The 12239-nt window shown below is 71.0% G+C and carries 8 protein-coding genes and 1 pseudogene; 8 read left to right on the forward strand and 1 reads right to left on the reverse strand.

What is annotated here, in order from left to right; translation table 11 throughout:
* Both E1283_RS20965 and E1283_RS20970 read left to right on the forward strand, forming a co-directional pair.
* Nucleotides 1-1542: IucA/IucC family protein (locus E1283_RS20965; protein WP_132819649.1), on the forward strand; the 1542-nt coding region annotated here is incomplete at its 5' end.
* A 43-nt stretch (nucleotides 1543-1585) separates the two neighbouring features.
* A complete protein-coding gene (locus E1283_RS20970; protein WP_132819650.1) occupies nucleotides 1586-3598 on the forward strand; it encodes an ATP-dependent DNA helicase in 2013 nt (670 codons plus the stop codon).
* 82 nt (nucleotides 3599-3680) lie between these two features.
* Here the strand turns inward: E1283_RS20970 and lexA are convergent, their stop codons facing one another.
* The gene (lexA, locus tag E1283_RS20975) at nucleotides 3681-4424 is read right to left on the reverse strand and encodes a transcriptional repressor LexA (RefSeq protein ID WP_132819651.1); all 744 of its coding nucleotides are present in this window, start codon (nucleotides 4422-4424) and stop codon (nucleotides 3681-3683) included.
* A gap of 500 nt (nucleotides 4425-4924) precedes the next feature.
* Here lexA and nrdR point away from each other — a divergent pair, with 500 nt between their 5' ends.
* From nrdR to E1283_RS21005, 6 genes and pseudogenes are all read left to right on the forward strand, one after another.
* On the forward strand, nucleotides 4925-5440 hold the full coding sequence (gene nrdR / locus E1283_RS20980; RefSeq protein ID WP_132819652.1) for a transcriptional regulator NrdR: 516 nt from the start codon (nucleotides 4925-4927) through the stop codon (nucleotides 5438-5440).
* A gap of 171 nt (nucleotides 5441-5611) precedes the next feature.
* A complete protein-coding gene (locus tag E1283_RS20985; protein ID WP_132819653.1) occupies nucleotides 5612-8506 on the forward strand; it encodes a vitamin B12-dependent ribonucleotide reductase in 2895 nt (964 codons plus the stop codon).
* 272 nt (nucleotides 8507-8778) lie between these two features.
* Nucleotides 8779-9783, forward strand: coding sequence for a hypothetical protein (locus tag E1283_RS20990; protein WP_132819654.1), 1005 nt, complete (start codon nucleotides 8779-8781; stop codon nucleotides 9781-9783).
* Nucleotides 9784-10016: 233 nt separating this feature from the next.
* Nucleotides 10017-11138: a hypothetical protein gene (locus E1283_RS20995; protein ID WP_243744988.1), complete on the forward strand. Its 1122-nt coding sequence runs from the start codon at nucleotides 10017-10019 to the stop codon at nucleotides 11136-11138.
* A gap of 162 nt (nucleotides 11139-11300) precedes the next feature.
* Nucleotides 11301-12068 carry an SDR family oxidoreductase gene (locus tag E1283_RS21000; RefSeq protein ID WP_132819655.1) on the forward strand — a complete coding sequence of 256 codons (768 nt, stop codon included), beginning with the start codon at nucleotides 11301-11303 and terminating at the stop codon, nucleotides 12066-12068.
* An 86-nt stretch (nucleotides 12069-12154) separates the two neighbouring features.
* Nucleotides 12155-12239 (forward strand): annotated as a pseudogene (locus E1283_RS21005) (DUF4937 domain-containing protein); the annotation flags it as partial.

A 12239-nucleotide genomic window follows, 5' to 3' on the forward strand; every position in this document is an offset into this window, starting at 1 on the left:
ACCCTGCCCCCCGGCGCCGACCCGCTGGAGTTCGTGGCGCGCGCCCACGACACGCTGCTCGGCCTCTCCGGGGACACCACGGGGCATCTGATCCGGGAGCTCACCGCCACCCTCAGCGCCGACGTCGCCCTCGCCGCCGATCCCCTCAGCGCCGCTGAGCTCGCCGACCTGGGCCACGCGGATCTGGAGGGCCGCTGCACCGGCCACCCCTGGCTGGTGGCCAACAAGGGGCGCCTCGGCTTCTCCGCTGCCGACGCCGGCCGCTGGGCCCCCGAGGCACGCACCGCACGCCCGCTGCCCTGGCTGGCCGTGCACCGCGAGTTCGCCCGCTACCGGGGCATACCCTCGCTGGCCGCGCCCGAGGCGCTCTACGCCGAAGAGCTGACCGCCACGACCCGCGAGGCGTTCGCCCACGCCGTCGCGGCCCAGGGCCGCGACCCGGCGCACTACCTCTGGCTGCCCGTCCACCCCTGGCAGTGGGACGAGACGATCGCCCCCCTCTTCGCGCCGCAGATCGCCGCGGGCGCGCTGATACCCCTCCCCACCGACGGCGACCTGCGGCTGCCACAGCAGTCCATTCGCACCTTCCTCAACGTCAGCCGTCCACACGCCCGCACCGTCAAGCTGCCGCTCTCCATCCTCAACACCCTGGTCTGGCGCGGTCTGCCCACCGAGCGCACGCTGGCCGCCCCCGCCGTCACCGGCTGGGTGCACGGGGTGCGCGACGGCGACCCGTTCCTCGCCGAGGAGACCCGCCCCGTCCTGCTCGGTGAGATCGCCTCCGTCAGCGTCGAGCACCCGCTCTACGACCGGCTGCCCACCGTCCCCTACCAGTACCGGGAACTGCTGGGCTGCATCTGGCGGGAGCCGATCGGGCCGTTCCTCGGCGCGGGGGAGCGGGCCCGAACCCTCGCCGCGCTGCTCTGGACCGACGAGAGCGGGCGCTCCCTCACCGCCGAGCTCGTGGCGCGCTCGGGCCTACCGGCCCACAGCTGGCTGCGCAGCCTGTTCGCGGCGCTGCTGCCGCCGCTGCTGCACTTCCTCTACCGCTACGGCACGGTGTTCTCGCCGCACGGCGAGAACGCGCTGGTGGTCTTCGACGAGCGGGACATCCCCGTCCGGCTCGCCGTCAAGGACTTCGTCGACGACGTCAACCTGAGCGCCGAGCCGCTGCCCGAGTTCGACCACGTCCCGCGGCAGGTCCGCGAGGTGCTGCTCACCGAACCGCCGGCCTTCCTCACCCAGTTCATCCACTCCGGCCTCTTCGTGGGCGTGTTCCGCTTCCTGGCTCCGCTGTGCGAACGGGAACTCGGCGTGACGGAGGTCGACTTCTGGTCACTCGTCCGGGCGGAAATCCTGCACTACCAACACCGCTTCCCGGAGCTCAAGCACCGCTTCGAGGCGTTCGACCTGCTCACCCCGCGCATCGACCGGCTCTGCCTCAACCGCAACCGGCTGCACCTCGACGGCTACCGGGACCGCGCCCAGCGCCCGCACGCGGTGGTGCACGGCACTGTCGCGAATCCGCTGCACTCTCCCTGAGCGGGGCGGGAGTGTCAGTGGGTCCGCGTAGGGTGTCACCCCTATGACTGCCACATCTGGGAAGCCCACCCTCACCGATCTGCTGCACTCCGCCGTCGCCTCCGTCGGAGGCAGCGAGCGGCCCGGGCAGGTGGCCATGGCCGAGGCGGTCGCCGAGGCCTTCCAGGACGGCTCGCACCTGCTCGTCCAGGCGGGCACCGGCACCGGAAAGTCGCTCGGCTACCTGGTGCCGGCCATCGCCACGGGGGACCGGGTGGTGGTGGCCACGGCCACCCTCGCCCTGCAACGGCAGCTGATCGAGCGTGACCTCCCGCGCACGGTGGAGGCGCTGCACCCGCAGCTGCGCCGCCGCCCCGAGTTCGCCACCCTCAAGGGCCGGTCCAACTACCTGTGTCTGCACCGCCTCCACGAGGGCGTGCCGCAGGAGGACGAGGAGGGGCTCTTCAACCAGTTCGAGGCGGCCGAGGCGGCGGGCGGGCCGACCAGCCGGCTGGGCAAGGACCTGCTGCGGCTGCGGGAATGGTCGGACGAGACGGAGACCGGCGATCGGGACGATCTGACGCCGGGCGTCTCGGACCGGGCCTGGGGGCAGGTGTCGGTCTCCTCCCGGGAGTGCCTGGGCGCCAGCCGCTGCGCCTACGGCGCCGAGTGCTTCGCCGAGGCGGCACGGGAGCGCGCCAAGCTCGCCGAGGTGATCGTCACCAACCACGCGCTGCTCGCGATCGACGCCATCGAGGGCGCGCCGGTGCTGCCCGGCCACGACGTGCTCATCGTGGACGAGGCCCATGAGCTGGTCTCCCGGGTCACCGGGGTGGCCACCGGTGAGCTGACGCCTGGCGGCGTCGGGCGGGCGGTGCGGCGGGCCGCCAAGCTGATCGACGAGAAGACGGCGGACCGGCTGGCCACCGCGGCCGAGGGCTTCGAGCGGCTGATGGAGCTGGCGTTGCCCGGCCGGCTCGAGGAGATCCCGGAGGACCTCGGCTACGCGCTGACCGCCCTGCGGGACGCGGCGCGGGCCGCGATCACGGCGCTCGGCAACACGAGGGACTCCTCCCTGGCCGACGAGGACGCGGTGCGCAAGCAGGCGCTGGCCGCCATCGAGACGGTGCAGGGGGTCTCCGAGCGGATCGTCGAGGGTTCGGAGTTCGACGTCGTCTGGTACGAGCGGCACGACCGGTACGGCGCGTCGCTGCGGGTGGCGCCGCTGTCCGTCTCCGGGCTGCTGCGGGAGAAGCTGTTCGAGGACCGGTCCGTGGTGCTCACGTCGGCCACGCTCAAGCTCGGCGGCGACTTCAACGGGGTGGGTGCCTCGTTGGGCCTGGCGCCTGAAGGGCAGCACGGCGAGGAGTTCCCGCCGTGGAAGGGGCTCGACGTGGGGTCGCCCTTCGACTACCGGCGGCAGGGCATCCTCTATGTCGCGCAGCACCTCTCGCCGCCCGGGCGGGACAGCAGCCGCGCGGACATGCTCGATGAGCTGGCCGAGCTCGTGGAGGCCGCCGGCGGGCGCACGCTGGGGCTCTTCTCCTCGATGCGCGGCGCGCAGACGGCGGCCGAGGAGCTGCGTGGGCGGCTGGATCTGCCGATCCTGCTCCAGGGCGAGGAGACGCTGGGTGAGCTGATCCGCACCTTCGCGGAGGATGCGCGCACCTGCCTCTTCGGCACGCTCTCGCTCTGGCAGGGGGTGGATGTGCCGGGGCCGAGCTGCCAGTTGGTCGTGATGGACCGGATCCCCTTCCCGCGCCCCGACGATCCGCTGGTGAGCGCGCGGCAGAAGGCCGTGGAGGAGGCCGGCGGCAACGGCTTCATGGCCGTGGCGGCCACGCATGCCGCGCTGCTGATGGCGCAGGGGGCCGGCCGGTTGGTGCGGGCGACGGGGGATCGCGGCGTGGTCGCGGTGCTCGACCCTCGGCTCTCGAAGGCGCGTTACGCGGGCTTCCTTCGCACTTCCATGCCGGACTTCTGGTACACGACCGACCGGAATCAGGTGCGGCGCTCGCTCGCCGCGATCGATGCCACCGCCCGGGACGCGGCAGGCGAGGACGCCGCCGCGTCGTAGGCCAAGCCCGGGGGAGCGGGGTGCCCGGGACACTCGGAGAGGCGCCGGGCCGCAGGAGAACGAGAGCGAGGAGGCGGCAGGGTCAGATCCGCCGCATGACGGCGACGACCTTGCCCAGGATGGTGGCCTCGTCGCCCGGGATCGGCTGGTATGCCGCGTTGTGCGGGAGCAGCCAGATCTGGCCGTCCTCGCGCTTGAAGCGCTTGACGGTGGCCTCGCCGTCGAGCATGGCCGCGACGATGTCGCCGTTCTCCGCGACCGGCTGCCGGCGCACCGTGACCCAGTCGCCGTCGCAGATGGCGGCCTCGATCATCGAGTCACCGACGACCTTGAGCACGAAGAGCTCGCCGTCGCCCACCAGTTGCCGAGGCAGCGGGAACACGTCCTCCACGGACTCCTCGGCGAGGATCGGGCCGCCCGCGGCGATCCGGCCGACGAGCGGCACGTAGGAGGCGGCCGGCTTGCCGGCGGTGTCCGTCACCTGGGGGGTCGGTGTCTCGGCGCCGCGGACCTCGTAGGCACGGGGGCGGTGCGGATCGCGGCGGAGGAAGCCCTTCCGCTCCAGGGCCATCAGCTGGTGGGCGACCGAGGAGGTGCTGGACAGGCCGACGGCCTGGCCGATCTCACGCATCGACGGTGGGTAGCCGCGGCGCTGCACGGAGTCGCGGATGACCTCGATCACCCGGCGCTGCCGGTCGGTCAGGCCGGAACTGTCCGCCCTGATGCCGGGAGGTCGGCCGGGCATCGAACGTGGAGCCGCGGGGGCCGCGACGCGGTCATGGCGGCGCTCAGCGGCGGTGATGGCGTCGTCTGCTGCGGTGGTCATGTCGGCCCCTTCTCGGTGGTTCTCCCTAGTCAGACAACGGTAGTTGCTATCGAAAGGTTGCGCCAAACACACGTTCGAGTGAAAAATCGCTGATCAGCTGACGTGATCAAGCGAGCGGGTGTACAAGGAGGCCGTCCTTCGGCGGGGTCGGCCGCGAACGGTAACCGGGTCATGCGGTAGCCTCCCATGCGTTCGCCGGCCCGCGGGTGCGGCCCACCGCCCGGCCGTCGACCTACCCGCTCGCGACACGCGCGGCGATGATGTTGACAGCCTACCCGCTGTCACCCCTAGATCTAGTGGTAGCGCATCGGATCAATCCCCAGAAATTGTGGTTCCGGGTCATCCTCGGTGCGAGACATCGCCTATGCTGGGGAGTGTCCCCCGGGGAACGCGGATCGCGTCCTCCGGGGCGTCGGAGTCGTCACGCCACGCCCGTGGTGTGCACGCTCAGTGAGCAACGTCGCGAGAGCGCGTCAGAGTGGTGAGGAAGGGAGAGAGCGATGCACTGCCCCTTCTGCAGGCACCCCGACAGCCGCGTCGTCGACAGCCGCACCGCGGACGACGGGACGATGATCCGTCGGCGCCGGCAGTGCCCGAGCTGTTCCCGGCGGTTCACCACCGTGGAGACGGCCTCGCTGATGGTGATCAAGCGCAGCGGCGTGACCGAGCCCTTCAGCAGGGACAAGGTGATCGCCGGCGTGCGGAAGGCGTGCCAGGGGCGCCCCGTCACGGAGGACGCGCTGGCCAAGCTCGGCCAGCGGGTGGAGGAGGCCGTGCGCGCCACCGGCAGCGCCGAGCTCTCCACCCACGACGTGGGCCTCGCGATACTCGGCCCGCTCCGCGAGCTCGACCTGGTCGCCTATCTGCGCTTCGCCTCGGTCTACCGGGCGTTCGACTCCCTCGAGGACTTCGAGGCCGCCATCACCGAGCTGCGCGAGGGCTTCGCCCCCGAGCGACCACCCACCGCCGTCAGCGCGGTGCCCGTCCCCGGGGGGCGGCCGGCCGCCGCCGGATAGGCCCCTCCGCCGCAGGACGGCGTGGGGCGCGCCGGGTCCGCCACGGGCCGCCCGGACCACACCACACAGCTTGGCCGAGGCGCATGGACGCGCCCCGGTCATCAGAACAGAACAGGCGATCCGGTGCGAAACCGGATGGCACGAGGGCGCATGCCCGCACAGGGAGGCGGAATGACTGAGACGACGAGCGGCCCGGCACGTGGGTCCCGCGCCAAGGGTGGCAAGGGGACCAAGGGCCTGCGGATCGAGCGCATCCACACCACGCCCGGGGTGCACCCCTACGACGAGGTGGTCTGGGAGCGCCGTGACGTCGTCATGACCAACTGGCGCGACGGCTCGGTCAACTTCGAACAGCGCGGCGTCGAGTTCCCCGACTTCTGGTCGGTGAACGCGGTCAACATCGTCACAAGCAAGTACTTCAGGGGCGCCGTCGGCACCCCGCAGCGGGAGACCGGCCTCCGGCAGCTGATCGACCGGGTGGTGCGGACCTACCGCGCCGCGGGTGAGGAGCACGACTACTTCGCCTCGCCGGCGGACGCCGAGATCTTCGAGCACGAGCTGGCGTACGCGTTGCTGCACCAGATCTTCAGCTTCAACTCGCCGGTCTGGTTCAACGTCGGCACCAAGCAGCCGCAGCAGGTCAGCGCCTGCTTCATCCTCTCGGTCGACGACTCCATGGAGTCGATCCTCGACTGGTACAAGGAAGAGGGGATGATCTTCAAGGGCGGTTCGGGCGCGGGGCTCAACCTCTCGCGGATCCGGTCGTCCAAGGAACTGCTGTCCTCGGGCGGCAACGCCTCGGGGCCGGTGTCCTTCATGCGGGGCGCGGACGCCTCGGCCGGCACCATCAAGTCGGGCGGCGCCACGCGGCGGGCGGCCAAGATGGTCGTCCTCGACGTGGACCATCCGGACGTCGAGGCCTTCATCGAGACCAAGGTGAAGGAGGAGGCGAAGATCCGTGCCCTGCGGGACGCGGGCTTCGACATGGACCTGGGCGGCGACGACATCACGTCCGTCCAGTACCAGAACGCCAACAACTCCGTCCGGGTCAACGACGAGTTCATGCGCGCCGTGGAGTCGGGTTCGAAGTTCGGGCTGCGGGCGCGGACCAGCGGCGAGATCATCGAGGAGGTCGACGCCCGGTCGCTCTTCCGCAAGATGGCCGAGGCCGCCCACGCCTGCGCCGACCCGGGCATCCAGTACGACGACACCATCAACCTCTGGCACACGTCGCCCGAGTCGGGGCGGATCACCGCCTCCAACCCGTGCAGCGAGTACATGCACCTGGACAACTCCTCGTGCAACCTGGCCTCGTTGAACCTGATGAGGTTCCTCAGCGACGACGACCGGGGCAACCAGTCGTTCGACGTGGAGCGGTTCGTCAAGGTCGTCGAGCTGGTCATCACGGCCATGGACATCTCGATCTGCTTCGCCGACTTCCCGACCCAGAAGATCGGTGAGACGACCCGGGCCTTCCGGCAGCTGGGCATCGGGTACGCCAACCTGGGCGCGCTGCTGATGGCGACCGGCCACGCCTACGACTCGGACGGCGGCCGCGCGTTGGCCGGGGCCATCACCTCGCTGATGACCGGCACCTCCTACCGCCGCTCCGCCGAACTGGCCGCGGTGGTCGGCCCCTACGAGGGCTACGCGCGCAACTCGGACGCCCACAACCGGGTGATGCGGCAGCACGCGGACGCCAACGGCGCCGCCAAGCGCATGGACGACCTGGACAGCCCCGTCTGGGCGGCGGCCACCGAGGCGTGGCAGGACGTGCTGCGGCTCGGCAAGAAGAACGGTTTCCGCAACGCGCAGGCCTCGGTGCTCGCGCCGACCGGCACCATCGGCCTGATGATGGACTGCGACACCACGGGCGTGGAGCCCGACCTGGCGCTCGTGAAGTTCAAGAAGCTGGTCGGCGGCGGCTCCATGCAGATCGTCAACAACACGGTGCCCAAGGCGCTGAAGCGCCTCGGCTACCAGCCGGAGCAGGTCGAGGCGATCGTCGCGCACATCGCCGAGCACGGCAACGTGGTGGACGCGCCGGGCCTCCGGCACGAGCACTACGAGGTGTTCGACTGCGCGATGGGCGAGCGGTCCATCGCCCCGATGGGGCACGTGCGGATGATGGCGGCGGCCCAGCCGTTCCTGAGCGGCGCCATCTCCAAGACGGTCAACATGCCGAGCACCAGCACCGTGGACGACGTCGCGGAGATCTACCTGGAGGGCTGGCGGCTCGGCGTCAAGGCGCTGGCCGTCTACGTCGAGAACAGCAAGGTCGGCCAGCCGCTCTCGGCCAAGAAGAAGGAGCCGGCGAAGGCCGACGCCCCGGTGGCGGCGGCCGAGCGGGAGACGGTGGTCGAGTACCGTCCGGTGCGCAGGCGGCTGCCGAAGGGGCGTCCCGGCATCACGACCTCCTTCACGGTCGGCGGCGCCGAGGGCTACATGACCGCCAACTCCTACCCGGACGACGGGCTCGGCGAGGTCTTCCTGAAGATGTCCAAGCAGGGCTCGACCCTGGCGGGCATGATGGACGCCTTCTCCATCGCGGTCTCCGTGGGCCTGCAGTACGGCGTGCCGCTGGAGACCTACGTCTCCAAGTTCACCAACATGCGGTTCGAGCCGGCGGGCATGACGGACGACCCGGACGTGCGGATGGCGCAGTCCATCGTGGACTACATCTTCCGCCGCCTGGCGCTCGACTTCCTGCCCTTCGAGACCCGCTCCGCGCTGGGCATCCACACCGCGACCGAGCGGCAGCGCCACCTGGAGACCGGCTCCTACGAGCCGGCCGACGACGAGCTCGACGTCGAGGGCCTCTCCCAGTCGGCGCCCCGCCAGGTCGAGGCACCCCGGCCGTCCAGCTCCCCGACGCCGCCCGCTCCCGCGGTTCCGGCCCAGGAGAGCCCGGCGCCCCGCGAGGCGCACAGCTCGACCGAACTGGCCGAGATGCGGCTCGGCCTGAACGCCGACGCCCCGCTGTGCCTCGCCTGCGGCACCAAGATGCGGCGGGCGGGTAGCTGCTACCTGTGCGAGGGCTGCGGCTCCACCAGCGGCTGCAGCTGATACCGGGCGGAATCGCGTCGGACGCGGCATCCGACGTAGCCCGCACGGATGGCTGACCAGCAGCTCGCGAAGGGGACCGGCCGAAGGCCGGTCCCCTTCGTCGTGCCTGTGACCTGCGGGGAGTGACCGATTCAACGATGTTGAGTGAGACGCGTCGTGAGTCGGGCGGTTGATCTGCCCGGTGCCGCGCGCCGTGACGCGCCTGTGGCGAGGGTCCGCCAACCACCCGTCGCCGTACGGATACGCCGCCAGATCGCGGGGACGGAGCGGGGGTGGCCGAGCTGGAGCGGATCACTGCCCGCCGGAGAGAGCCGGAGGCGCTCGTCAAGGAGCTCGGCAGGCGACTTCAGGCCACGTGTCGGCCGTCCGCCGCTGTAGTTTGCTGCATCATGAGATTCCAACTGTTCCGTGCCGCGATACCCCTGGCAATGATCGGCGGACTCATCTGGCCCACGATGCTGGCGTACACCTTCCTGGCCGGAGAGCGGGCCACCGCGCAGGTCGCCGAGTGTCATCGGGGGGAGAGTCGCAGCCCGCTCAGGTGCACGGGGACGTGGCGCACCGCCAGCGGCGACACCGGTTCCGGCGCAATCTACGGCCTCAGCCGCAGCGACGCGGGACGCACCGTCGAGGTGCGCGTCGGCCCGTTGGGTCCGTACCGCCCCGGCCTCAGGGCCGCCGCTCTGCCTGGCTCCCTGTCGTTGTTCTGGGTGGCCTCGTTCGGTGCCCTGACGGTGCAGCAGATCCGGGCAGGGAAGCGCACCCGCCGGCTCCTCGCGGAACCCGGCGCCCCTGGGGATCTGCTGATCGTCACGGGCAAGGGCGCGCACACGCCCGACGGTCGGCGCTCGGCGTCGGTGGTCACGCTCCCCCGGCCCGTGCCTGCTGCGCCCGGGGTGAAGACGACGTACTGGGAGGTCCGCGACTCCGCGGGACAGCCCATGTTCCGGGTCGAGAAGCGCCGCGCCGGGAAATCCGCGCCGGAACTGGTGGTCTGGGACCCCTCCGGTGTGTCCGGGCACATCATCCGCGGCACCGGCAGGGACTCGTCCGGCGGCTACGCGCTGCTGGCTCTTGACGGTACGCCGGTGGGCTCCGTCGAACCTTTCGCCGGTACGAAGTGGGGTGCCTACGAGTTCAGGGACGACCGGGGCGTGATACGGGCCCGGAGCGCCTGCCGCATGCCCGAATGGGTGCTGCGCCTGGACCCCGCCACCTCGCCGCCCTTTTCCCGGCTCGCACTCGCCTTCGTCATCGGGCAGCGCCGGCACAGGTGAGGGTTCGGTAGGGACACCCGCCGACGACCGGCACGAGTATCCCACCAACCCCTCACACCAGACCCGGACGATGTGCGCGGACATCACTCCGTCCGGCAACGACTGGCTGACCTCCACGAACGTCCTGAGGTGAACTGCCGAGCCCCGGCAGCGGATTGAAAGGGCTTGCCCGAGCAGGGGCCGGATGTCATGATCTGCGACGTGATCAAGAGAATCGGGCCCTCCCCCCGCTGGTGAGCGCGGCTGTCGGGCACGGGCTGCCCGAACCACGGACGAGCCTGTTCGACTATGCGCTGAGGCTGCACGAACAGACGCCGGACAAACCACTCCCACGTGACGGCGAGCCGTATCCGGACGACGGACCGCATCGCCGCCGGCCCCGCCCCAAACCACCCGAGGACCGACGCACTGCCGGTGCCGGCATCGCCCGCATCCTGGACGAGCACTTCGCTCAGCCGTCCGCTCCGCCGAGTGCCCTGACCGGGGCCTTCCACGACATCTACGTCCCGATCCATCGCAACGACGACATCGCCAATGCGGCCCACCGGGCCGATGCCGACCGCGTCCGGAGCACCGGGCGGTGGCTCGTCCGCCACGCAACCGACCGATGTGCGGCCACAGTCGGGCTTGCCCTGCTTGCCGCGGTCGGCACGACGGATGACATCCCGCTGATCCAGACCATCGGACTGCTCTCTCACCGGTTCGGCCCGCTCGCGGCACATGCGCTGGAACGGTTGCCGGGGCGCCTGGAATCCCTGCTTTGGCTGGCCGACCGGGTGACTGGCTGGGGTCGGGTCTATGTCGTCGAGGCGCTCTGCCGTCTTGACGATCCCGGCGCCCGCCCCTGGCTTCTGCGGAAGGCCGTCGACGGTGACTTCCTCAACGGCTACTTCGCAGGCAAGGTCGCCACAGTCGCCAGACTGCATGAGGCACTCTCGGAGTTCGAACGCGACAGCGAACTGCTCGACCACACAGGCCGACTGCTACACGTGATGACGTACTGCGGAGGGATGGGAACGACCCTTCGGCGCTACCCCCATGCCGCGGTTGTCCTGGAAGCTCACGCTCGACATGTCGGCCGTCTTGCACCGACCATTGAGCGCTTCTTCATCGTGGCCGTGCTCGCGCGACACCTCACCACCGAGCCCCCCGAGAACCACGGCAGCACTGAGGCGCAGCGCGACGCGGTCCTCGCCGCTTACTTCTCACTCCTTGATCGTGAGGACTGGTGCGGGCTGGCCCGCGCCGGTCTCGCTGCGGAGGACAACCGGCTGCAGTGGCTCGCGGACTCTGGGGCACCCCAGCTCCACCTGCGGGCGTTTGCCGACCGCGATGTACCCGCCGACGACGAATAGCGCACGTCGGGGACAAGTGACCTCCGCCAGTATCCCGGGGCGGTGCGCGGGAGGGCCCTGGTGCCCTCCCGCGCACCGTCGTTTCCGGAGGCGAATGCTTCTGAGGCGGGATGCGCGAAACGGGTGATTCCATGACAATGGGGGTGGTGGAAGGCGGTGCTCATGAGCGTGATCCTGGTGACCGGCGGCTCGGGGACGGCGGGGCGTGAGGTGGTGGCCCGGCTGCTGGAGGACGAGCACGAGGTGCGGATCCTCAGCCGGCGGAGCCGCGACGAGGGTGAGCGGCTGCCGGTGCGGTGGTTCACCGGCGACCTGAGGACCGGCAGTGGGCTCGGGCCGGCGATGGCCGGTGTCGACGCGGTGGTGCACTGTGCCACGACCGGTGGGCGCGGCGACATCACCGCGACCCGGCGGCTGATCGGGGCGGCCAGGGAGGCGGGGGCCCCACACCTCGTCTACATCTCGATCGTCGGGGTCGACCGGGTGGCCGGCTTTCCCTACTACGGCGCCAAGCTGGAGTGCGAGCGGCTGGTCGAGGAGTCGGGGCTGCCCTGGACGATCCTCCGTGCCACCCAGTTCCACGCCCTGATCACCCGCTTCGTGCGCGCGCAGCGGCTGCTGCCGGCGGTGTTCACGCTGGGCGGCGGGGTACGGCTGCAGCCGGTGGAGGCCGCGGAGGTCGGCCGGCGGCTGGCGGAGCTGGCGTGCGGCGAGCCACTGATGGGGCGGGCGGCGGACATGGCCGGGCCCGAGATCCGCTCGGCCGAGGAGCTGACCAGGGAGGCGGTCAGGGCGGAGGGGCTGCACCGGCCGGTGGTGCCGCTGCGGCTGCCGGCCAAGTCGTTCCACGCCGTGCGGGACGGGGCGCTGCTGTCACCGGAGCACGCCGACGGCCGGGTCTCCTTCGAGGAGTTCCTGGCCCATCACTGACGGACCGGTCGTGACGAAGGGCGGCCAGGGCCCCGCCACTTGGCCGGTATTCGGGGGGCCGGGCCGGTTGGCCGTACGATGGCGCGGTGCTGGTCAAGTGGATGCGATGCACCGTGGTCGACAAGGTCGGCTTCGAACGGGGGCAGCGGAAATGGGCGGGGCTGCTTGGGG

Origin of the sequence: Streptomyces hainanensis (assembly GCF_004348415.1) — a bacterium.
Lineage (GTDB): Bacteria > Actinomycetota > Actinomycetes > Streptomycetales > Streptomycetaceae > Streptomyces > Streptomyces hainanensis.

What these genes read in the sequence shown, in the direction of transcription:
- E1283_RS21000 (WP_132819655.1), top strand. Translation starts at nt 11,301, where the DNA reads ATGAGCGTGATCCTGGTGACCGGCGGCTCGGGGACGGCGGGGCGTGAG.
- nrdR (WP_132819652.1), top strand. Translation starts at nt 4,925, where the DNA reads ATGCACTGCCCCTTCTGCAGGCACCCCGACAGCCGCGTCGTCGACAGC.
- E1283_RS20985 (WP_132819653.1), top strand. Translation starts at nt 5,612, where the DNA reads ATGACTGAGACGACGAGCGGCCCGGCACGTGGGTCCCGCGCCAAGGGT.
- lexA (WP_132819651.1), bottom strand. Translation starts at nt 4,424, where the DNA reads ATGACCACCGCAGCAGACGACGCCATCACCGCCGCTGAGCGCCGCCAT.
- E1283_RS20970 (WP_132819650.1), top strand. Translation starts at nt 1,586, where the DNA reads ATGACTGCCACATCTGGGAAGCCCACCCTCACCGATCTGCTGCACTCC.